Raw genomic sequence first — 21,133 nt, forward strand, 5'->3', positions numbered from 1 at the left:
GGGCCGCGTCGTGACGACCGCCGCGACGACCGCGGATTCCGGCGCGACGACCGTGGCGGTGACCGCCCGGCCTTCCGCCGCGACGACGACCGCGGTGGTGACCGCCCGGCCTTCCGTCGCAACGACGACCGTGGCGGGTACGGCCGCCGCGATGACCGCCGCGATGACCGACGGGACGACCGGCGCGGTGAGGACCGTGGCGGTTTCCGGCGGGACGACAGCCGTGGGGATCGCGGTGGGTTCCGGGGTCGTGACGACCGTGGTGGCAGCCGTGGGCCCCGGCGGGACGACCGCGGTGGTCGGCCCGGTGGCTTCCGTCGCGACGACCGGCGTGACGACCGAGGCGGCTACGGCGGTCGGGACGACAGCCGTGGCGGTGGCCGCTTCCGCGACGAGCGCGACCGCGACCGGGACCGTGAGCCGATCAAGCGGCTGCCGATCCCGGAGGACGTCACCGGTGACGAGATCGACCAGGACGTGCGGCAGGAGCTGCTGAGCCTGCCCAAGACGCTCGCGGAGGACGTCGCCAGGAACCTGGTGATGGTCGCCCGGCTCATCGACGAGGACCCCGAGGGCGCCTACGGCTACTCCAGGGTGGCCCTGCGTCTGGCGTCCCGCGTGGCCGCCGTGCGCGAGGCCGCCGGGTTCGCCGCGTACGCCAACCAGAAGTACAGCGAGGCCCTCGCCGAGTTCCGGGCCGCGCGCCGGATGACCGGCAGTGCGGAACTGTGGCCGGTGATGGCCGACTGCGAGCGTGGGCTCGGGCGGCCGGAGAAGGCGCTGGACATGGCCGGCGCCCCGGAGGTGCACAAGCTGGACAAGGCCGGTCAGGTCGAGATGCGGCTCGTCGCCGCCGGTGCCCGGCGTGACATGGACCAGCTGGACGCGGCCATCGTGACCCTGCAGAGCCCCGAGCTGGCCTCCAACTCGGTTCAGCCCTGGACCGCCCGCCTGCGCTACGCGTACGCCGACGCCCTGCTGGCCGCCGGCCGGGAAGGCGAGGCGCGGGAGTGGTTCGCCAAGGCCGTCGAGGCCGACCGGGACAGCAGCACGGACGCCTCGGACCGGCTCGCCGAGCTGGACGGCGTGGAGTTCGTCGACGCACTCGTCGAGGCCGAGGCCGAGGCCGAGGGCGAGGGCGAGGCCGAGGGTGACAGCGCCAGCGCCGGCGACGGAGAGAGCGACGGCGAAGGCGAGAACCAGAGCGACAGCGAGTCCGTGAAGGCGTCCGAGGAGGACGGCGACAAGGACTGACGTCCGTCACCGAGAAGAGGGCAGGCTCCTGATGGGGCCTGCCCTCTTCTCGGTGCCGCTGGTTCAGATCTCCAGCGCCCGGAGCACCAGCCCCGACGCCGGCTTGGGGCCGAACGACGTCGACTTGCGGGGCATCGTCACGCCCTGGCGGGCCAGGTCGCGTACGACCTCCTCGCGGACGGGGTGCATCAGGACGGCCGTACCGCCGTCGTGTTCCGCCTTGGCGACCGTCGCGGCCGTGTCGTGGATGTAGGCGATGTGGGCCGGTGAGTCCTCGGGGATGTGCCAGACGTGCTCGAGGAGCGTGGCGTGCAGGACCGTGGCGTCCAGGGAGCGCCAGGCGGCCGGGCGGTCGGCCGGGATCGTGCGGGCCAGCAGGGCCGGGTCCGGCCGGTCGAGCAGGTGGAAGGCGCCGTCGCCGGCCAGCAGGAAGGCGTTGCCCGTGCAGGTCGCGTCCGCGAGCACCTCCAGGGCCTCGGCCAGCGGTGCGTCGAGGCGCCGTACCCGGAACAGGCCCTGCACGGCGGCCACCGCGTCCGCCACCGGCAGCCCGTGCAGCAGGCGGTGGATGGCGCGGACGCGCAGCGGATAGCGGGCGGTGTCCACCAGGAGGACCAGGCCGTGGTCCCAGGGGCCGGGGGAGGGCTGTTCCGCGCGGAGCAGCCGGTAGGTGGCCCAGCGGTGGTGGCCGTCGGCGATCAGGGCCTGGTGGTGGGAGAGATCCGCCTGGACGCGGGCCAGGTCGGCCGGGTCGGTGACCGACCACAGACGGTGGTGGAAGCCGTCCTCGGTGGTCGTGGACAGCAGCGGGGGCTTCTCCGCGGTGCGCTCGATCACCTCGGCGGTCGTGCCGTTGCCGCGGTAGGTCAGCAACAGCGGTTCCAGGTTCGCGCGCGTGGCGCGCATCAGGGCCGCGCGGTCGGCGACCACGGGCGGCATGACGTCCTCGTGCGGCAGCACCACGCCGTCCGCCGGTTCCGAGATCCGCAGCGCGCCGATGACGCCGCGCTGGAGCATGCCGTCTCCGTCCCGCTGCTCGTAGACGTACAGGCCGGGTTCCGGGTCCGCGACGAGGATGCCCTCGGCGAGCCAGCGGCGCAGGGTGTCGGCCGCCTGTTCGGTGCCGGCGCTCGGGGTTCCGGCCTGGGGCAGGATCAGCCGGACGATGTTGTGCGGGTCGGCGGACTGGAGATGATGAACCCCGTCGGGCCGTACGACGACGTCGTAGGGAGGGGAGGTGACGGAGGCGAGGCTGCCGACCCGGTCGGGGTCGTAACGAAGGCCTCGGAACGGGTTGAGTTCCAGGCCTCGGCGCGCCGTTGCTTCCGAGTGACCTGCAGTGTTCATCCCGGCATCGTACGTGTGTCAGTGGTGTGCGGGATGATCGGGGGAAAGGCCTTCGAACGAGGAGCGATGTGGAATGAGCCAGACGGTCAGGACGAGGCCCGAGGGCAGTGGGCAGCCCCTGAGCGAGGCGTACGACACGGCGCTGCTCGATCTGGACGGGGTGGTGTACGCGGGCGGGCACGCGATCGCGCACGCGGTCGACTCGCTGGATGTGGCGCGTGCGGGCGGGATGCATCTGGCGTACGTCACGAACAACGCGCTGCGGACCCCGGACGCCGTGGCGGAGCATCTGACGGAGCTGGGCATACCGACGGGGGCCGAGGACGTCATCACCTCCGCGCAGGCCGTGGCGCGGCTGATCAGCGAACAGGTGCCGGCCGGGGCGCGGGTGCTGGTGATCGGCGGCGAAGGGCTGCGGGTGGCGCTGCGCGAGCGGGGGCTGACGCCGGTGGAGTCGGCGGACGACGACCCGGCGGCGGTGGCGCAGGGCTTCGGCGGGCCCGAGCTGACCTGGGGGCGGTTCGCCGAGGCGTCGTACGCCGTCCGGCGTGGCGTGCCGTGGTTCGCGTCCAACACGGATCTGACGATCCCGAGCGGGCGGGGCATCGCGCCGGGCAACGGGGCGGCCGTGGAGGTCGTCCGGATCGCGACGGGTGCCGTGCCGCAGGTGGCGGGAAAGCCGCTGCCGCCGATGCACAAGGAGACGATCATCCGCACGGGCGCGCGGCGTCCGCTGGTGGTCGGGGACCGGCTGGACACGGACATCGAGGGCGCGTTCAACGGCGAGGTCGACTCGCTGCTGGTGCTGACCGGCGTGACCGACGGCGTCCAGCTGCTGGCCGCGCCGCCGCAGCACCGGCCGACGTACGTGGACGCCGATCTGCGCGGACTGCTCACCGGACAACCGGAGATCACCGCGGCGGGTGAGGGTTTCCGCTGTGGCGGGTTCACGGCGACGGCCGGAGCGGACCGGCTGGAGCTGGAGGGCGACGGCGAGGCGCTGGACGGACTGCGGGCCCTGTGCGCGGCGGCCTGGACGGCGGCCGGGGAGGGCTCCTGCGAGCTGGACGGAGGCAAGGCACTGGCGCGTCTCGGCCTGTGACGAGAACCCCGGGGGATCGAGATCAGGAGCGAGGGTAGGCTAACCTAACCTCGTGTTGGTCGACAGTCCCCCGGAACAGCGCGCGGTGCCCGCTCCCGCGCCCCCAACTCGCCAGGCGGTACGGGCCCTTGGGCTCCTGCTCTCTGTCGCGATCCTGCTGCTCGTCGCCATGGCGAGTATCGCGATCGGGGCGAAAGCGCTGTCGCCGGACCAGGTCTGGCACGGCCTGTTCCACGACACGGGCACATACGGCGACGTCGTCGTGGACGAGCGGGTCGCGCGCACCTGTCTCGGTCTGCTGGCCGGTGCCGCGCTCGGGCTGTCCGGTGCCGTGCTCCAGGCGCTCACCCGCAACCCGCTGGCCGATCCCGGGCTGCTCGGCATCAACGCGGGCGCGTCGGCCGCCGTTGTCACGGCCACGGCCTATTTCGGCGTCACCAGCCTCACCGGCTATGTGTGGTTCGCCTTCCTCGGGGCGGCGGTGGTCGGCGCGCTGGTGTGGTTCCTCGGCGGCAGCCGGGGCGCCACCCCCGTGCGGCTCGCGCTCGCCGGCACGGCCATCAGCGCGGCCCTGTACGGCTACATCCAGGCCGTGATGATCATGGATGATGCGGCGCTGGGCAAGATGCGCTTCTGGACGGTGGGTTCACTGGCCTCGGCCACCCACTCGACCATCATGCAGGTGCTGCCGTTCCTCGCGGTCGGCATGCTCCTCGCGCTCGGGCTGGCCCGGCCGCTGAACGCGGTGGCGATGGGCGACGACACCGCCCGCGCTCTCGGCGCCAACCTGGGCCGTACCCGCGCCCTGGCCATGCTGGCCGCCACCATGCTGTGTGGTGCCGCGACCGCCGCCTGCGGCCCGATCGTCTTCGTCGGGCTGATGGTGCCGCACGTCGTGCGCTCCTTCACCGGCCCCGACCTGCGCTGGATCCTGCCGTACGCCACGGTCCTGTCGCCCGTGCTGCTGGTCGGCGCCGACATCCTCGGCCGCGTCGTGGCCCGCCCCTCGGAACTCCAGGTCGGCATCGTCACCGCGATCATCGGCGGCCCGGTCTTCATCTTTCTCGTACGACGGCGGAGGACGGCCCAGCTGTGAAGACCCGAACCATGAACCGGGCGGTGCGCACCCCGGGCGGGCTCTCTCTGCGCCTGGACCTGCGAGCCCTGATCGTCGTCGCCCTGCTGCTGGTCGCCGCCGGTGCCGCGGGCATCGCGCTGATCGGCACCGGCGACGCGAAGATCCCCGCGTCCGACGTGCTCAGGACCCTCGCCGGGAACGGCACCGCGTACCAGGACTTCATCGTCAACGAGCTGCGGCTGCCACGCGTCCTGGTCGGCCTGCTGGTCGGCGCCTCGCTCGGGCTCGGCGGTGCCCTGTTCCAGTCCGTCTCCCGCAACCCGCTCGGCAGCCCGGACGTGCTGGGCCTCTCGCAGGGCTCCACGGCCGGCGCGCTGATCGTCATCGTGCTGATGTCCGGCACCTCCACCCAGGTCACCTTCGGCGCGCTGATCGGCGGCCTGGTGACCGGACTCGCCATCTATCTGCTCGCCTGGAAGCAGGGCGTGCACGGATACCGGCTGGTCCTGGTCGGTATCGGTGTCTCCGCGATCGCTACCGCGGTCAACGGCTATCTGCTCACCAAGGCCGACATGGTCGACGCGGCCCGCGCGGTCGTGTGGATGACCGGTTCGCTCAACGGGCGTGACTGGGACCAGGTCTGGCCGCTGCTCGCCCTGTGCGCCGTCCTCGTCCCGCTGGTTCTCGCCCACGCGCGCGGCCTTCGGATGATGGAGATGGGCGACGACGTCGCGAACGCCCTCGGAGTGCGCGTACAGCGTGTCCGGCTGGTGCTGATGGTCTGCGCCGTGCTGCTCACCGCCGCCGCCACGGCCGCCGCCGGACCCGTCGCCTTCGTCGCGCTCACCGCACCGCAGCTCGCCCGCCGCCTGACCCGCTCGCCGGGCCCCAACCTGGTGCCCTCGCTCTGCATGGGCGCCGCCCTGCTGGTCGCCGCCGACTGGGCCTCGCAGCGCGCCTTCGGCGCCGACCAGCTCCCCGTCGGCGTGGTCACCGGCGTCCTCGGCGGCGGCTATCTGCTGTGGCTGCTGGTCACCGAGCGCAGGGCGGGCCGGATATGAGCGCCACCCCCGAGTCAGTCAGCAAGAGGAGCACCGTGAACCGCCTGTCCGCCGAGAACGTCACCCTCGCCTACGACCAGCGCGTCATCGCCGAGCAGCTGTCGGTGGAGATCCCCGACAACTCCTTCACCGTGATCGTCGGCCCGAACGCGTGCGGCAAGTCGACACTGCTGCGGGCGCTGTCGCGGATGCTCAAGCCCAGCCGGGGCCGGGTGCTGCTCGACGGGCAGGTCATCCAGTCCATGCCCGCGAAGAAGGTCGCCCGGACCCTCGGCCTGCTGCCGCAGTCGTCCATCGCGCCCGACGGCATCACCGTCGCCGACCTGGTCGGCCGCGGCCGCTACCCGCACCAGGGCCTGCTGCGCCAGTGGTCGACGGAGGACGAGCGGGTCGTCCAGGAGTCCATGCGGCAGACGGGGGTCGCCGAGCTGGCCGACCGGTACGTGGACGAGCTGTCCGGCGGACAGCGTCAGCGCGTGTGGATCGCCATGGCGCTGGCCCAGCAGACCCCGCTGCTGCTCCTGGACGAGCCGACCACCTACCTCGACATCCAGCACCAGATCGACGTCCTCGACCTGTGCGCCGAGCTGCACGAGACCCAGGGCCGCACCCTCGTCGCCGTCCTGCACGACCTCAACCACGCGGCCCGCTACGCCACCCACCTGGTCGCCCTGCGCGGCGGCGAGGTCATCGCCGAGGGCGCCCCGAACGACATCGTCACGGCCGAGCTGGTCGAGGAGGTGTTCGGGCTGCGCTGCCAGATCATCGACGACCCCGAGACCGGGACCCCGCTGGTGGTGCCGGCCGCGCGCAAGGCACGGGCGGAGCACACGGGGACGGGGCAGAAGGTCACAGCAGCTTCCTGAGCCGGAACAGGTCCAGCAGGCTCGCCTCCAGCCGCACCCGGCCCTTGCCCCAGGCGGTCGCGAAGTTCAGCTCGCCGCCAACGAGGGCCACCAGGTCGTCGCCGGCCATGGCGAGCCTGATCTGCGCCCTCTCGCGCGGCGGTCCCGGGTGGGTGTCGTCGACCTCGATCCGGCCGCCGGTCATCCGTCCCTCGAAGGTGACGTCCAGGTCGGTGATGTGACAGCTCACCGAGCGGTCCAGGGCGGCGGCCGCCCCGACGTCGCCCTCGGCGCCCTGCATGTTGTCCGAAAGCTTTCCCAGTGCGGCGCGGCACTCCTCGATCGTGGCCATCGCCCACGACGGTACCCCAGCGGTTCGAGGTAGCGTCTGGGCATGAGCGAGTCCGTGTCCGAGGCCGAGATCGTCACCGTGGCAGAGCCCGAGTACGACCCCGCCGCCCCGGCCCCCCTGAACGTCCCGCGCACCCCCACCGGCAACGCCGAGGTCGACGACCAGCTCGACCGGCTGGCGGACACCGACCACCTCGCCACCGACGGACACGTCGAGGTGTACGAGGATGTACACCGGGGGCTGCGCGACGCGCTCACCGCGCTCGACGCACGCCCGGGATCTCCGGCTCCCACCCGTCACCCGACCGCCGCCCCCCAATGAGACCCTTCGGGTCGCACCTTTTGAATGGCCGTAACGAAAGCAGGAGCTGAACCGAACGTGGCAGGAGTCGTACGCCGTCGTCTGGACGCGGAGCTGGTCCGCCGGAAGCTCGCGCGCTCGCGTGAGCACGCCAGCCAGCTGATCGCCGCCGGGCGGGTCACCGTCGGCAAGACCGTGGCGACCAAGCCGGCCACGCAGGTCGAGACCGCCGCGGCGATCGTCGTCCAGAGCGACGACAGCGACCCCGAGTACGTCTCCCGGGGCGGCCACAAGCTCGCCGGCGCGCTGGAGGTCTTCGTCCCCCGGGGACTCGTGGTCGAGGACCGGCGCGCGCTGGACGCCGGCGCGTCCACCGGCGGCTTCACCGATGTCCTGCTGCGCGCGGGCGCCGCCCACGTCGTCGCCGTGGACGTCGGATACGGACAGCTCGCCTGGTCTCTCCAGAGCGATGAACGCGTGACCGTCAAGGACCGTACGAACGTACGGGAGTTGACGCTCGACGTGATCGACGGGGATCCTGTGGATCTTGTCGTGGGCGATCTGTCCTTCATCCCGCTCGGGCTGGTGCTGCCGGCCCTCAAGCGGTGCGTGAAGCCGGACGCCGACCTGGTGATGATGGTCAAGCCGCAGTTCGAGGTGGGGAAGGAGCGGCTCGGCAGCGGGGGTGTCGTACGGAGTCCGCAACTGCGGGCGGAGGCCGTGCGGGGAGTGGCCGAGAAGGCCTGGGAGCTGGGGCTCGGGGTGCAGGGTGTCACCGCGAGTCCGCTGCCCGGGCCCTCGGGGAACGTCGAGTACTTTCTCTGGCTGCGGGCGGGCGCACCCCAGGTGGACCCGGCCGATGTCGACCGTGCAGTGGCGGAGGGGCCGCTTTGACACAGAACCTGGCGCGTACTGTCTTCCTGCTCGCCCACACCGGGCGGCCCGCGGCGATCCGCAGTGCGGAACTCGTCGTCAAGGGGCTGCTCCGGCATGGCATCGGGGTGCGGGTGCTCGAGGAGGAGGCGCGCGACCTGCCGTTGCCCGAGGCGGTGGGGCTCGTCAAGGAGGCGACGCCGGACTGCCTCGACGGGTGCGAGCTGCTGATCGTCCTCGGCGGCGACGGGACACTGCTGAGGGGCGCCGAGTTCGCCCGGGCGTCCGGGGTGCCGATGCTCGGCGTCAACCTCGGACGGGTGGGGTTCCTCGCGGAGGCCGAGCGGGACGACCTCGATCGGGTGGTCGACCGGGTGGTGGCGCGGTCGTACGAGGTCGAGGAGCGGATGACCGTCGACGTCGTGGTGCACCGCAACGGGGACATCGTGCACACCGACTGGGCGCTGAACGAGGCGGCCGTGCAGAAGGCCGGCGCCGAGAAGCTGCTGGAAGTCGTGCTGGAGATCGACGGGCGGCCGGTGACGGGGTTCGGGTGCGACGGTGTCGTGCTGTCGACCCCGACCGGGTCCACCGCGTACGCCTTCTCCGCCGGCGGGCCCGTGGTGTGGCCCGAGGTGGAGGCGCTGCTGATGGTGCCGATCAGCGCGCACGCGCTGTTTGCCAAGCCGCTGGTGACCTCGCCGGACTCCGTGCTCGCCGTGGAGGTCCTGCCGCACATCCCTCCGGGGGTGCTGTGGTGTGACGGGCGCCGGACGGTGGAGTTGCCGCCGGGGGCGCGGGTGGAGGTGCGCCGGGGGGCTGTGCCGGTGCGGTTGGCCCGGCTGCACCACTCGTCGTTCACCGACCGGCTTGTGGCCAAGTTCGCGTTGCCGACCACGGGGTGGCGGGGGGCGCCGCACCACTCGACGGAGTGAGACGGGCGGCCTGTGTGCACTCCCCGCCCCAGACCTCGTATGGTCTGTTCCGTGTTGGAGGAGATGCGGATACGGTCGCTCGGGGTCATCGACGATGCCGTCGTCGAGCTTTCGCCTGGGTTCACCGCCGTCACCGGTGAGACGGGTGCGGGCAAGACCATGGTGGTCACCAGCCTGGGGCTGCTGCTCGGTGGGCGGGCGGATCCGGCGCTCGTGCGGATCGGGGCGGGGAAAGCGGTCGTGGAGGGGCGGATCACCGTCCCCGCGGGCGCCTCGGTCGTCGTTCGCGCCGAGGAGGCCGGTGCCGAGCTCGACGACGGGGCGCTGCTGATCAGCCGTACCGTTTCCGCCGAGGGGCGGTCGCGGGCGCACGTCGGCGGACGCAGTGTGCCCGTGGGGCTGCTCGCCGAGCTGGCCGACGACCTGGTGGCCGTGCACGGGCAGACCGACCAGCAGGGGCTGCTGAAGCTGTCCCGGCAGCGCCAGGCGCTGGACCGGTACGCGGGTGACGCCGTCGCCGTACCGCTGGCCAAGTACGCCGAGGCCTACCGGCGGCTGCGGGCCGTCTCCGTCGAGCTGGACGAGATCGTCACGCGCGCGCGTGAGCGGGCGCAGGAAGCCGACATGCTGCGGTACGGGCTCGATGAGATCGCCGCCGTCGAGCCGCGGGCCGGGGAGGACGCCGAGCTGGCCGAGGAGGCCGAGCGGCTGGGGCACGCCGAGGCGCTGTCGTCCGCCGCGACGGCCGCGCACGCCGCTCTCGCGGGCAATCCCGAGGACCCCGAGGGCATGGATGCCACGACCCTCGTCGCGGGCGCCCATCGGGCACTGGAGGCCGTCAGGTCCCATGACCCGGCGCTCGCCTCCCTCGCCGAGCGGATCGGGGAGATCGGCATCCTGCTCGGCGACGTCGCCGGTGAGCTGGCGGGCTACGCGGACGATCTCGACGCCGATCCGCTGCGGCTCGCGGCCGTGGAGGAGCGCAGGGCGGCTCTGGGCGCCCTCACGCGCAAGTACGGCGACGACGTCGCCTCCGTGCTCGCCTGGGCCGAGCAGAGTGCCGCGCGGCTGACCGAGCTGGACGGCGACGACGAGCGGACCGGGGAGCTGACCGCCGAGCGGGACGCGCTCCGCGGCGAACTGGGCGCTCTCGCACAGGCGTTGACGGACGCGCGGACGGAGGCCGCGGAGCGCTTCGCCGCCGCCGTGACCGCCGAGCTGGCCTCGCTGGCGATGCCCCACGCGCGCGTGTCCTTCGACATCCGTCAGACCGAGGATCCGGAGGGGGTCGAGGTGGGCGGGCGTGCGGTGGCGTACGGGCCGGCGGGTGTGGACGAGGTCGAGCTGCTGCTCGCCCCGCACCCCGGTGCCCCGCCGCGGCCCATCGCCAAGGGCGCCTCCGGCGGTGAGCTGTCCCGCGTGATGCTCGCCGTGGAGGTCGTCTTCGCGGGCACCGACCCCGTGCCGACGTACCTCTTCGACGAGGTCGACGCCGGTGTCGGCGGCAAGGCCGCGGTCGAGATCGGGCGGCGCCTGGCGAAGCTCGCCCGGACCGCGCAGGTCGTCGTGGTCACCCACCTGCCCCAGGTCGCCGCCTTCGCCGACCGGCAGTTGCTGGTCGAGAAGACCAACGACGGGTCCGTCACCCGGTCCGGTGTGAAGGTGCTGGAGGGCGAGGAGCGGATCCGGGAGCTGTCGCGGATGCTGGCCGGACAGGAGGACTCCGAGACGGCCCGCGCGCACGCCGAGGAACTGCTGGCGACGGCCCGGGCGGACGGATGAGGGGCCGGGCGGGCTCCTTCGCGCTCGCCGCCGCCGTCACCCGGGCCGGCTTCGTGCTCCTGCGCGCCGGCCGGCCCGGGAAGTCCGCGTGGTGGGAGCGGAAGAACTATGCCGGCCGCACGGTCGAGTGGTACGCCGGTCCCGCAGCGGCGCTCGGTACGGCCGTCGCCGCCACCCGGGTCCACCCCGGCGCCGGGCTCGCCGTACTGGCGGCCGGGGCCTGCGGGGCGTACGACGACGTCGCCGGCCACCTCTCCGGGGACACCCGGCGCGGCTTCCGGGCGCATCTCGGCGCGCTGCGCGACGGCGAAGTCACCAGCGGCGCCGTCAAGTTGTCCGGGATCTCCGCGGCCGGGCTCGTCGCGGGCGCGCTGCTGAAGCAGCGGCCACTGGACAAACTGCTCGCCGGGATCGTGATCGCGGGGACCGCGCACTTCGTCAACCTGGTCGACGTACGGCCGGGGCGGGCGCTCGGCGCGGTGCTGGCGCTCGGGGCGCCGGGGCTGCTGCGCGCGGGGCCGGGCGGTGAGCTGGCCGCGGTCGCGACCGGCGGCGCCGCGGTCGTGCTGAGGGAGGATCTCGGCGAACGCGTCATGATCGGGGACACGGGAGCGCACGCCCTCGGTGCCGCGCTGGGGGCGGCCATCGTGGCGGGCAACCGGCGCGCGGGGTTGCTCGCGCACGCCGTCGCGGTCGTGGCCGTCGCCGCGTACGGGGACCGGGTGACCGCGTGGGCGCGCTCGCTGTGACAGTCTGACCTTGGCGGACGCGGTCGAACACGGTGCGGTCGCGACGGGGTTTGACTCACCCGTGTGGGTGACGTGCTCCGGCGCATTGCCCCGGCCCGCCGCACAGTGCGCCCGGCCGGGTTGCCCGTAACGGCCGCACGTGCTGGCATGCTTGACGGGGAACGCGGGCGAGCGGCGGCCCGGATCGGTCCGCGGGGGAGGCGCGCGGGGTACGTCCTTCCGCCCCCGTGCGCCCGCTACCTTCTGTACGTTGCCTCGTGACCGCCCACGTCGAACCAGGAGCCCCGGCCTCGTGAGCCCCCTGAGCAGCAACGCGCCGCACGGCCAGTCGCCGCTGCGCACCGTGCAGGTGCTGGGCGGAGGCAACGCCGGCAGCAGCACGCACGTGCGCTCCCTGGCCGAGGGGCTCGTGGCACGGGGCGTGCGGGTCACGGTGTGCGCCCCCGTCGAGGCCGATCGCGCCTACGACTTCACCGGTGTCGGGGCCGAGCACGTGCACGTGCCGCGCAGCAGTGACCCCGTCTCGGTGGCCGCGCTCCGGGCGGCCTGCGCGGGTGCCGACCTGGTCCACGCGCACGGGCTGCACGCCTCCTTCCGGGCCGTGCTCGCGCTCAGCGGCCGGCGCACCCCGCTGGTGGTCACCTGGCACGACCGGGCCCGGGCGGAGGGCCCGCGGGCCCAGCTGCTGCGGCTGCTGGAGCGGCGTGTGGTGCGCACGGCGGCCGTGGTCCTCGGCACCAGCTCCGACCTGGTGGACCGGGCGCGGCGGACCGGGGCACGCGACGCCCGGCTGGCCGCCGTCGGCCTGCCGGGACAGCGCACCCCCGTCGACCAGGACGACCCCGACCGGCTGCGGGCCAAGATCCGGGCCGAACTCGGCGCCACCGGACGGCCGTTGCTCATCGCGGTCGGCTCCCTCGACCGGCACCGCGGCTACGACGTCCTGCTCGACGCCGCCCGCGTCTGGCGGGACCTGGACGCCGTCCCGCTGGTCGTGATCGCAGGGGAGGGGCCGCTGCGCCCGCAGCTGGCGCGACGGATCGAGGACGAGGAGCTGCCGGTGCGGCTCATCGGGCGCCGCGAGGACGTGCCCGAGCTGCTCGTCGCCGCCGATCTGGCGCTGCTGACGAGCAGTTGGGAGTCGCGCTCGGTCCTCGCCCAGGAGGCGTTGCACGCGCGCGTGCCGCTCGTCGCGACCCGGGTCGGCGGCATCCCCGACCTCGTCGGCGACGCGGCCGCACTCGTTCCGTACGGCGATCCGGAGGCGCTCGCGGACACCGTCGTACGTCTCCTCGGGGATCCGGAGCGCCGGCGGGAGCTGGGCGAGGCGGGCGTTCGGCAGGCCGCCGGCTGGCCGTCCGAGGACGAGACGGTCGCCCAAGTGCTCAGCGTGTACGACGAGTTGACGCAGCCCCGGCCCCTCGCCTAGGGCACGTGCCGACGGGCGCGCAGGGCCAGGCTCAACGCCAGCACCGTCTGCGGGTCGTCGAGGTCGGTGCCCAGCAACTCACCGATACGGGCGAGGCGGTTGTAGAGGGTCTGGCGGTTCAGGTGCAGCTCACGGGCCGTCTCCGCCTTGCGGCCCGCGTGCGCCAGATAGGTCTCCAGGGTCGGGAGCAGCGGAGGCTTGGAGCGGCGGTCGTGCTCGCGCAGCGGCCCGATCGCCCGGTCCACGAACGCGGCGAGGTCCGGGTGGTCGCGCAGCCGCCACAGCAGCAGGTCGATGTCGAGGCGGCGGGCGTCGTACCAGGGCCGGTCGGTCAGGCCCTGCGCGGCCGTCGCCGTCTCCGCCGCGTGCCGCAGCCCGGCCGACGCGGCCGCCCAGCCGCCCGCCACGCCGACGACCACGACCGGCGGCGGTGAGCCCGGCCGACGCATCCCGGCCCGCTCCACCCCCGCCCGCAGGGCCGCCGCCACCCGGTCCGCGACCGCCGCGCGCTCCGACTCCGCGCGCAGCCCGAGCAGTACCAGCACCCGGCCCTCCACCGGCCGTACGCCCAGCAGCACCGGCACCCCCACCGCGGCCAGCTCCTCGGAGACCGCGCGGGCCAGCACCGCCCAGCCCCCGCCGTGCGACAGCGAGTCGCCGATCCGCATCACCACGGGAAGCAGCGGGCTCTCGCCGGGCTTGAAGCCGAGGACCCGGGCCTGCGCCGGGGCGTCCTGAGCCGAGATACGGCCCTCGGCGAGATCGGTGAGGAAGTCACCGCGCCCGCGCGCCGCGAGTTCCTCCTCCTGCCGGGCCTGCATCAGCACCACGGCCAGAATGCCCGCGGCCCGCTCGGCGGCGATCCGGTGCACGGGGGCCAGCGGCGAGCGCACCGGCAGCAGGACGAGACGCGCGCGGACGGAACCCGCCGTGCCCGGGCCGCCGCCGGGCACGTCCACGAGCACCGAACCGGCGGGCGGCGGCGCCTCCTTGTGCGGGCCGCGCAGCCCCTCCCACACCTGGAGCGGATCCGCGCCCTCGGGCCCGGCCCCGGCGGCGTACAGCAGGCGGCCGTCGGCGGTCTCCAGGAACACCGGGTTGCCGCCGAAGTCGGCCAGGATGCCCAGCACCTGCGGCACCCCGCCGCCCCCCAGCAACGCCTCGGTGCATCGGCGGTGCACCTCCTCCGCGCGCTGGAGCAGCGCGTAGTGGCCGTTGACGATCTCGGTGTGGACCTCCTCGGTCACCGTCACGAACGGCACCTCGCGGTGCAGCTGGACCAGCGGCAGTCCCGCGGTGCGGGCGGTGTCCACCAGGGCTGCGGGCAGCCGGGAGAACCGCGGGCCCAGCTCCACCACCAGGGCGGCGATCCCGCGCTCGGCGAGGGTGCGTACGAACGCCCGCTGCTCGGCCGGGCGGGTGCCGAGGCCGTAGCCCGTGGTGAGGAGCAGTTCGCCGCCCTTGAGCAGTGAGGCGATGTTCGGCACCTCGCCGGCGTGTACCCAGCGCACCGTACGCCCCAGCCGGTCGGCACCCGCCAGGATCTCCGGCAGTCCGCTGCGCAGTCCGGGCAGCTCGAGGGCCCGCTGCACGGTGATCCCGGCGCCCTGGGTGTCGAATCGGTGGTCCGTACGGCTGTCCATGCAGCGGACGCTACCTGCGCGAACGCCCTGAGAACATCTCCGCGGACATCTGCGCGGACATCTCCGGGCTACACCGGCCTGATGTTGTGGTTGAAGCGGAAGACGTTGTCGGGATCCCAGCGCCGTTTGACCTTCTCCAGGCGCAGCGTGTTCCCGGCGCCGAGGCCGGCCCGGACCCGTTCGGGGCCCTCGTCACCGATGAAGTTCAGATAGACGTCTCCCGTGCTCCAGGGCCGTACGGCGGTGCGCACGTCCCGTACCCAGGCGATGCACCGCTCGTCGTCGGCCGGGTCCGCCCAGATGCCGAACGGGTGCACCACCCAGGGCGCGTCCCGGTACGGCACCGGGTACGCGTGCGGACCGGCCGCGACCGCCCCGCCCTGCGGGAACAGCACATGCAGGGTGCCGGACGGTACCGGCACGCCGTCTCCACGGGCGCAGAAGACGTCCACGGCCTCGTCCGGCAGGGCGCTCAGGTGCTCCGCGGACCAGTAGTTCCGCAGGCCGGCCGGGCTGTCGAGCATGCACTGCACATCGGCGTACGGCACGGCCCCCACGACCTGTGCCTCGTGCGGCTGCGCCAGGAACGGCTCGGCGAGCTTGCGCAGGCCCTCCTCGCCGCCCGCGTACGTCAGCAGCACCACGCACAGCAGCCTGCCCACCAGCTCCGGCGGTACGAAGTCCGCCGGCGGACCGACGGCGTACAGCACGCCGCCGCTCGCCTCGTCGGGGGCGGCGCGGAGGACCTCGCGGAAGATGCGGACCAGTTGCGGGCCGAACCGCGGCAGACACAGCAGCAGCGCGATGCAGAACTCCGGCAGTTCGTGCAGCTCCAGGGTGAGCGCGGTGGCGACGCCGAAGTTGCCGCCCCCGCCGTGCAGCGCCCAGAACAGCTCGGGGTTCTCGTCGTCGTTGGCGTGCACCCGCTCGCCGTCGGCGGTCACCAGCTCGACGCCGAGGAGGTTGTCGACGGCGAGACCGAAGACGCGGTCCAGCCAGCCGGTGCCGCCGCCGAGGACGAACCCGCCGACCCCCGTGGTCGAGGCCCGTCCGCCGGTCGTCGCGAGGGCGTACGGCTGGGTCGCCCGGTCCAGGTGGCTCATCGTGGCCCCGCCCTCGATCCGGACCGCCTCCGCCGCCGGGTCGACCGTGACCCGGTGCATCCGGCGCAGGTCCACCACCAGCGCGCCGTCGCCGACGGCCGAGCCGGCCACGCTGTGCCCGCCGCCGCGCACCGCGACCGGCAGATCCAGCTCCCGCGCGAAGCGCACGGCCCGGACGGCATCGGCCGCGTCAGCGCACTGCGCGATCACCGCCGGACGCCGGTCGATCATCGCGTTGAAGACCGCACGGGCCTCGTCGTAGCCCGGGTCCCCCGGGGCGAACACATCGCCGACGAGGTCCTCGCGCAGGGCGGCCAGGGCCGTCCGCGCCTTCGAAGGGAAAGCCATGGCCGCTCCCTTCCCTGCAAGGGGTGACCCTCCCAGCGTAGGCGCGCGCGGCCCGCCGTTCCCGCTCAGCCCCCGTACGCCCCCGAAGCCGTCAGCCGCAGCGCCGTGTCGATCAGCGGAACGTGGCTGAAGGCCTGCGGGAAGTTGCCGACCTGGCGTTGCAGGCGCGGGTCCCACTCCTCGGCGAGCAGGCCGAGGTCGTTGCGCAGATCGAGGAGCTTCTCGAACAGCTTGCGGGCCTCGTCCACGCGGCCGATCATCGCCAGGTCGTCCGCCATCCAGAAGGAGCAGGCCAGGAAGGCGCCCTCGTCGCCCGGCAGGCCGTCGACGCCCTCGCTGTCGCCCTCCGTCGGGTAGCGCAGGATGAACCCGTCCGTGGTCGACAGCTCGCGCTGGATCGCCTCGATCGTGCCGATCACCCGCTTGTCGTCCGGCGGCAGGAAGCCCATCTGCGGGATGAGCAGCAGCGAGGCGTCCAGCTCCTGGGAGCCGTAGGACTGGGTGAAGGTGTTGCGCTCCTTGTCGTAGCCCTTCTCGCACACGTCCCGGTGGATGTCGTCGCGCAGTTCCTTCCAGCGCTCCAGCGGACCGTCCGCGTCGCCGGACTCGATCAGCTTGATGGTGCGGTCCACCGCGACCCAGGCCATCACCTTGGAATGCACGAAGTGCCGGCGCGGCCCGCGCACCTCCCAGATGCCCTCGTCCGGCTCCTGCCAGTGGTCCTCGAGGTAGCGGATGAGCTTCAGCTGGAGCAGGGACGCGTAGTCGTTGCGGGCCAGGCCCGTCATGTGCGCCAGGTGCAGGGCCTCGATGACCTCGCCGTACACGTCCAGCTGGAGCTGGTGCGCGGCGCCGTTGCCGACCCGGACCGGGGCGGAGTTCTCGTAGCCCGGCAGCCAGTCCAGCTCGGCCTCGCCCAGCTCGCGCTCACCGGCGATGCCGTACATGATCTGCAGGCTCTCCGGATCGCCCGCGACCGCGCGCAGCAGCCACTCGCGCCAGGCGCGGGCCTCCTCGCGGTAGCCGGTGCGCAGCAGGGACGACAGGGTGATCGCGGCGTCGCGCAGCCAGGTGTAGCGGTAGTCCCAGTTGCGCACACCGCCGATGTCCTCCGGCAGGGAGGTCGTCGGCGCGGCGACGATGCCACCCGTGGGGGCGTACGTCAGCGCCTTGAGGGTGATCAGCGAGCGGACCACCGCTTCGCGGTACGGCCCGTGGTACGTACAGTGCTCCACCCAGTCGTGCCAGAACTCCTCCGTCGCCTCCAGCGAGGCCTCCGGCTCCGGCAGCGGCGGCGGCTCCTTGTGCGAGGGCTGCCACGAGATGGTGAACGCGATCCGGTCACCCGGGCCCACCGTGAAGTCGGAGTACGTCGTCAACGACTTGCCGTAGGTCTCGGCCTCCGTGTCGAACCACACCGAGTCGGGACCGGCGACGGCCACCGTGCGTCCCTCGTGCTTGTGCACCCAGGGCACGACCCGGCCGTAGGAGAACCGCATCCGGAGCGCGGAGCGCATCGGCACCCGGCCGGTGACGCCCTCCACGATCCGGATCAGCTGCGGCGCGCCGTCACGCGGAGGCATGAAGTCGGTCACGCGGACCGTGCCGCGCGGAGTGTCCCACTCCGACTCCAGCACCAGCGAGTCGCCCCGGTAACCGCGCCGCGCGGCCGTCGGCGGCTTCGCGTCGGCCGCGTGCGCCGGGCCGAGCCGCCAGAAGCCGTGTTCCTCGGTGCCCAGCAGGCCGGCGAAGATGGCATGCGAGTCGAAGCGGGGCAGGCACAGCCAGTCGACTGTGCCGTCCCGGCAGACCAGCGCGGCGGTCTGCATGTCTCCGATGAGTGCGTAGTCTTCGATGCGCCCGGCCACGTGCAACTCCAGTCGAACGGCCACGTCACCCCCACGCAGGGGGCTGTCGCTGATGCGGTCAAGGGGTCGTGTTGTGCGTCGTTGAGCGGTGTAGCGAACCAGCCGGCCAAGCCCTGAGGCAAAACGACAGTCCATGCTCAACGAACTGCCGCGCTCTCGTTGTTCCGGGGGGTGCAGGCGGGGGTGTGCCGTCGTTCCGGCCGGGCTCGGCAGCGAATGTCCGAGCAGGATACGACGCACCTAGATGATCTGCGTGCCGCTCCGGGCAACCCGTGTGGGCCGAACGGGTGAGCAGCGGGTGATGACGATGTGACCGGCGCGTATCTGTGGTGAAAGGTGTGGCGGGACGTTCTGTGGTGGCCTGGGTGACGGGCCGCCGTGTGCCCGGGCGAGTGCGGAGCGTGGCCGTCCGCCATCGCGTCCACGCGCTGATACCCTGGTAGCCCGTGGACCGGTGGGCCTGAAGCCCCCGAACCGCAGCTACGGCGACCCCGCTCGAAAGCACAGCAGTTTCCGAGCCCGCAGCCGCACCGCACGACAGACAGCGACCACGGGAGCCCCCTCTTGGCCATGCCGCCGAAATCTACGACGACCAAGCACATCTTCGTCACCGGGGGTGTCGCCTCCTCGCTCGGCAAGGGCCTCACCGCCTCCAGCCTGGGCATGCTGCTCAAGGCCCGCGGCCTGCGCGTCGTGATGCAGAAGCTGGATCCGTATCTGAACGTCGATCCCGGCACGATGAACCCCTTCCAGCACGGTGAGGTCTTCGTCACCAACGACGGTGCCGAGACCGACCTCGACATCGGACACTACGAGCGCTTCCTCGACCGTGACTTGGACGGCACCGCCAATGTCACTACAGGCCAGGTGTACTCGACCGTGATCGCCAAGGAGCGGCGCGGCGAGTACCTGGGCGACACCGTGCAGGTCATCCCGCACATCACCAACGAGATCAAGCACCGCATCCGGCGCATGGCCACCGACGAGGTGGACGTCGTCATCACCGAGGTCGGCGGCACGGTCGGCGACATCGAGTCGCTGCCGTTCCTGGAGACCGTCCGCCAGGTCCGCCACGAGGTCGGCCGGGACAACGTCTTCGTCGTCCACATCTCCCTGCTGCCGTACATCGGCCCGTCGGGCGAGCTGAAGACCAAGCCGACCCAGCACTCGGTGGCCGCGCTGCGCAACATCGGTATCCAGCCCGACGCGATCGTGCTGCGCTGCGACCGCGAGGTGCCGACCGCGATCAAGCGGAAGATCTCGCTGATGTGCGACGTCGACGAGGCCGCCGTCGTGGCCTGCCCCGACGCCCGCTCGATCTACGACATCCCGAAGGTCGTGCACACCGAGGGCCTGGACGCCTACGTCGTGCGCAAGCTCGACCTGCCGTTCCGTGACGTCGACTGGACGACCTGGGACGATCTGCTGGACCGCGTCCACAACCCCGACCACGAGATCACCCTCGCCCTGGTCGGCAAGTACATCGACCTGCCCGACGCCTATCTGTCGGTCACCGAGGCGCTGCGCGCGGGCGGCTTCGCCAACAAGGCCCGCGTCAAGATCAAGTGGGTCACCTCGGACGACTGCAAGACCCCGGCCGGCGCCAAGGCCCAGCTCGGCGACGTCGACGGCATCTGCATCCCCGGCGGCTTCGGCGACCGCGGTGTGCTCGGCAAGGTCGGCGCGATCCGCTACGCCCGCGAGAACAAGATCCCGCTGCTCGGCCTCTGCCTCGGCCTGCAGTGCATCGTGATCGAGGCCGCGCGGAACCTGGCCGACATCCCGGACGCCAACTCCACCGAGTTCGACCCGGCGACCGGCCACCCGGTCATCTCCACCATGGCCGAGCAGATGGACATCGTCGCCGGTGAGGGCGACATGGGCGGCACCATGCGGCTCGGCATGTACCCGGCCAAGCTCGCCGAGGGCTCGATCGTGCGCGAGGTGTACGACGGCAAGGAGTACATCGAGGAGCGTCACCGCCACCGCTACGAGGTGAACAACGCCTACCGCGCGGAGCTGGAGAAGAAGGCCGGCATCCTGTTCTCCGGCACGTCGCCCGACGGCAAGCTCGTGGAGTACGTCGAGTACCCGCGCGACGTGCACCCCTACCTGGTCGCCACGCAGGCGCACCCGGAGCTGCGCTCCCGGCCGACCCGCCCCCACCCGCTCTTCGCCGGGCTGGTGAAGGCCGCGGTCGAGCGGAAGATCGCCAAGTAACACAGGAGCGGTACGGTGGCCGGGGCGCGCGCATTCAGGTGGAGCGCGCCCCGGCCGCTCGCGCATGTGTGGAAGGACAGGGCATGACGATCAAGGACACCCCCGAGGAGTGGGAGATCCGGGCGACGGACACCCCCTTCGTGGGGAACAAGACCTCCGTGCGCACGGACGACGTCGTCATGCCCGACGGTTCGGTGGTCCGCCGCGACTACCAGGTCCACCCGGGCTCGGTCGCCGTCCTCGCTCTCGACGAGGAGGACCGGGTCCTGCTGATCAACCAGTACCGCCACCCGGTGCGGCACAAGCTGTGGGAGATCCCGGCAGGTCTGCTCGACGTCCCCGGCGAGAACCCGCTGCACGCCGCCCAGCGCGAGCTGTACGAGGAGGCGCACGTCAAGGCCGAGGACTGGCGGGTGCTGACCGACGTGTACACCACCCCCGGCGGCTGCGACGAGGCCGTACGGATCTTCCTCGCCCGTGAGCTGGCGGAGGCCGAGGGCGAGCGGTTCGAGGCCGAGCACGAGGAGACCGACATGAGCTACGCGCGCGTGCCGGTCGACGAGCTGGTACGCCATGTCCTGGCCGGCGATGTGCACAACAACTGTCTGGCCGTGGGCGTCCTCTCGCTGGTGGCGGCCCGCGGCGGGGACGGCCTCGACGCGCTGCGCCCGGCGGACGCCCCTTGGCCCGCCCGCCCCTTCACCTCCTGAACTCCACTCGTACGGCCCAGTGGTGTGACCATCGCCTGATCCGATCGGGCGACCTGCGCGCCGCGCTCCTCACGGCACGTCGCAGAGCGTGAACTAGGCTCTGAACGCCTGTCTCGGAAGTTCCGGCGGGCTTG

18 protein-coding genes are annotated in these 21,133 nt (G+C 72.8%); 13 read left to right on the plus strand and 5 right to left on the minus strand.

Annotated elements, in window-relative coordinates:
- The first annotated feature begins 477 nt into the window (after positions 1–477).
- Positions 478–1,254 carry a tetratricopeptide repeat protein gene (locus ADK64_RS03130; protein ID WP_053654781.1) on the plus strand — a complete coding sequence of 259 codons (777 nt, stop codon included), beginning with the start codon at positions 478–480 and terminating at the stop codon, positions 1,252–1,254.
- A gap of 63 nt (positions 1,255–1,317) precedes the next feature.
- Here ADK64_RS03130 and ADK64_RS03135 read toward each other — a convergent pair whose 3' ends face one another.
- Positions 1,318–2,601 carry a DUF1015 domain-containing protein gene (locus ADK64_RS03135; RefSeq protein WP_053654602.1) on the minus strand — a complete coding sequence of 428 codons (1,284 nt, stop codon included), beginning with the start codon at positions 2,599–2,601 and terminating at the stop codon, positions 1,318–1,320.
- Positions 2,602–2,674: 73 nt separating this feature from the next.
- Between ADK64_RS03135 and ADK64_RS03140 the strand changes: the two genes are divergently transcribed.
- Genes ADK64_RS03140 through ADK64_RS03155 form a run of 4 tightly spaced genes read left to right on the plus strand, consistent with a single transcriptional unit; the run spans position 2,675 to position 6,708 of the window.
- On the plus strand, positions 2,675–3,703 hold the full coding sequence (locus ADK64_RS03140; RefSeq protein ID WP_053654603.1) for an HAD hydrolase-like protein: 1,029 nt from the start codon (positions 2,675–2,677) through the stop codon (positions 3,701–3,703).
- Between the two features lie 52 nt (positions 3,704–3,755).
- Positions 3,756–4,799, plus strand: coding sequence for a FecCD family ABC transporter permease (locus ADK64_RS03145; RefSeq protein ID WP_053654604.1), 1,044 nt, complete (start codon positions 3,756–3,758; stop codon positions 4,797–4,799).
- 11 nt (positions 4,800–4,810) lie between these two features.
- Entirely contained in the window at positions 4,811–5,842 is a 1,032-nt protein-coding gene (locus ADK64_RS03150; RefSeq protein WP_107092914.1) for a FecCD family ABC transporter permease, read from the plus strand.
- On the plus strand, positions 5,839–6,708 hold the full coding sequence (locus tag ADK64_RS03155; RefSeq protein WP_199829470.1) for an ABC transporter ATP-binding protein: 870 nt from the start codon (positions 5,839–5,841) through the stop codon (positions 6,706–6,708). The genes ADK64_RS03150 and ADK64_RS03155 overlap by 4 nt, the downstream gene beginning before the upstream one ends.
- Here the strand turns inward: ADK64_RS03155 and ADK64_RS03160 are convergent.
- Positions 6,692–7,039, minus strand: a complete 348-nt coding sequence (locus tag ADK64_RS03160) for a sterol-binding protein (protein ID WP_053654607.1) — start codon at positions 7,037–7,039, stop codon at positions 6,692–6,694. The genes ADK64_RS03155 and ADK64_RS03160 overlap by 17 nt on opposite strands.
- Before the next feature lie 42 nt (positions 7,040–7,081).
- Between ADK64_RS03160 and ADK64_RS03165 the strand changes: the two genes are divergently transcribed.
- From ADK64_RS03165 to ADK64_RS03190, 6 genes are all read left to right on the plus strand, one after another.
- A complete protein-coding gene (locus ADK64_RS03165) occupies positions 7,082–7,360 on the plus strand; it encodes a hypothetical protein (protein ID WP_053654608.1) in 279 nt (92 codons plus the stop codon).
- Between the two features lie 57 nt (positions 7,361–7,417).
- Positions 7,418–8,233, plus strand: coding sequence for a TlyA family RNA methyltransferase (locus ADK64_RS03170; protein ID WP_053654609.1), 816 nt, complete (start codon positions 7,418–7,420; stop codon positions 8,231–8,233).
- Positions 8,230–9,147, plus strand: a complete 918-nt coding sequence (locus ADK64_RS03175) for an NAD kinase (protein WP_053654610.1) — start codon at positions 8,230–8,232, stop codon at positions 9,145–9,147. The genes ADK64_RS03170 and ADK64_RS03175 overlap by 4 nt, the downstream gene beginning before the upstream one ends.
- 39 nt (positions 9,148–9,186) lie before the next feature.
- Positions 9,187–10,929, plus strand: coding sequence for a DNA repair protein RecN (gene recN / locus ADK64_RS03180; RefSeq protein ID WP_199829471.1), 1,743 nt, complete (start codon positions 9,187–9,189; stop codon positions 10,927–10,929).
- Positions 10,926–11,678, plus strand: coding sequence for a hypothetical protein (locus ADK64_RS45770; RefSeq protein ID WP_053654612.1), 753 nt, complete (start codon positions 10,926–10,928; stop codon positions 11,676–11,678). Before recN ends, ADK64_RS45770 begins: the two co-directional genes overlap by 4 nt.
- Before the next feature lie 292 nt (positions 11,679–11,970).
- On the plus strand, positions 11,971–13,107 hold the full coding sequence (locus ADK64_RS03190) for a glycosyltransferase family 4 protein (RefSeq protein WP_053654613.1): 1,137 nt from the start codon (positions 11,971–11,973) through the stop codon (positions 13,105–13,107).
- Here ADK64_RS03190 and ADK64_RS03195 read toward each other — a convergent pair.
- The 3 genes from ADK64_RS03195 to ADK64_RS03205 all read right to left on the minus strand — a co-directional run bounded on the left by ADK64_RS03195 (position 13,104) and on the right by ADK64_RS03205 (position 18,069).
- Positions 13,104–14,750: a PucR family transcriptional regulator gene (locus ADK64_RS03195; RefSeq protein WP_053654614.1), complete on the minus strand. Its 1,647-nt coding sequence runs from the start codon at positions 14,748–14,750 to the stop codon at positions 13,104–13,106. The two genes, ADK64_RS03190 and ADK64_RS03195, sit on opposite strands and share 4 nt — an antisense overlap.
- A gap of 68 nt (positions 14,751–14,818) precedes the next feature.
- Positions 14,819–16,201, minus strand: coding sequence for an FAD-binding oxidoreductase (locus ADK64_RS03200; RefSeq protein ID WP_053654615.1), 1,383 nt, complete (start codon positions 16,199–16,201; stop codon positions 14,819–14,821).
- Positions 16,202–16,266: 65 nt separating this feature from the next.
- A complete protein-coding gene (locus ADK64_RS03205; RefSeq protein ID WP_053654616.1) occupies positions 16,267–18,069 on the minus strand; it encodes a glycoside hydrolase family 15 protein in 1,803 nt (600 codons plus the stop codon).
- Between the two features lie 570 nt (positions 18,070–18,639).
- Between ADK64_RS03205 and ADK64_RS03210 the strand changes: the two genes are divergently transcribed.
- Together ADK64_RS03210 and ADK64_RS03215 are read left to right on the plus strand one after the other, a co-directional pair.
- The gene (locus tag ADK64_RS03210) at positions 18,640–20,289 is read left to right on the plus strand and encodes a CTP synthase (RefSeq protein ID WP_053654617.1); all 1,650 of its coding nucleotides are present in this window, start codon (positions 18,640–18,642) and stop codon (positions 20,287–20,289) included.
- 83 nt (positions 20,290–20,372) lie between these two features.
- Positions 20,373–20,999 (plus strand): NUDIX domain-containing protein, encoded by a 627-nt coding sequence (locus ADK64_RS03215; protein ID WP_053654618.1) that lies wholly within the window; start codon positions 20,373–20,375, stop codon positions 20,997–20,999.
- Positions 21,000–21,133 lie beyond the last annotated feature (134 nt).

The sequence above is a fragment of the Streptomyces sp. MMG1121 genome, assembly GCF_001280015.1.
GTDB lineage: Bacteria > Actinomycetota > Actinomycetes > Streptomycetales > Streptomycetaceae > Streptomyces.